Source organism: Mesorhizobium sp. P5_C1 (assembly GCF_054049815.1).
Map to the genome: position 1 here is coordinate 1 of NZ_JBFULQ010001321.1, position 642 is coordinate 642.

The 642-nt window shown below is 53.6% G+C and carries 1 protein-coding gene; it reads left to right on the forward strand.

The features are described 5' to 3' along the window. Nucleotides 1-188 precede the first annotated feature (188 nt). A partial coding sequence (locus tag ACXJ7R_RS35615) for a phasin (RefSeq protein ID WP_457155872.1) occupies nt 189-642 on the forward strand: 454 nt, incomplete at its 3' end.

Consider the following 642-nt stretch of genomic DNA (forward strand, 5'->3'; position numbering starts at 1 on the left):
GGACGGGTGGGTCAAAGAATCATGGTGCAGCGCAACAAATATGTTGCATTGCACACAAGGACGGGTGGGTCAAAGAATCATGGTGCAGCGCAACAAATATGTTGCATTGCACACAAACTTCCGTTAGGTAATGCTAATACAAATGCGAAGGCTTCTTAAAAGTCGCCCCCTAAACGAAGGATGGAACGATGTCCAAGACCACTGAAAAGACCGCTGAATTTATCGACAACGCGTACCCCGCTTTTGATGCATCCAAGGCCATCGAGCAGGTCAGCGCTTTCACGGAAAAGGGCGTCGAGCAGTCGAAAGAAGTGCTCGCCAAATTCAAGGCGGATTCGGAGTTGACCCAGAAGGCTCTCGAGACGAGCTTCGCATCCGCCAAAGCCGCTTCCAGCAACCTGTCGCTGAAGACAATTGCCGTTCTGCGCGCCAACACTGAAGCCGCCTTCTCGCATTTCGAAGCCCTAATTGCCGTGAAGTCGCCTTCCGAATTCGTTGAACTGCAGACCGCCTTCGTCCGCAAGCAGGTTGAAAGTGCCGTCGAGCAGACGAGGGAACTTCAGGCCGTCACGACCAAAGCCGTCGAGGACGTATCCAAGCCGATCAAGTCCGCCTTCGAGAAGGCGGTCAACGACCTCAAGG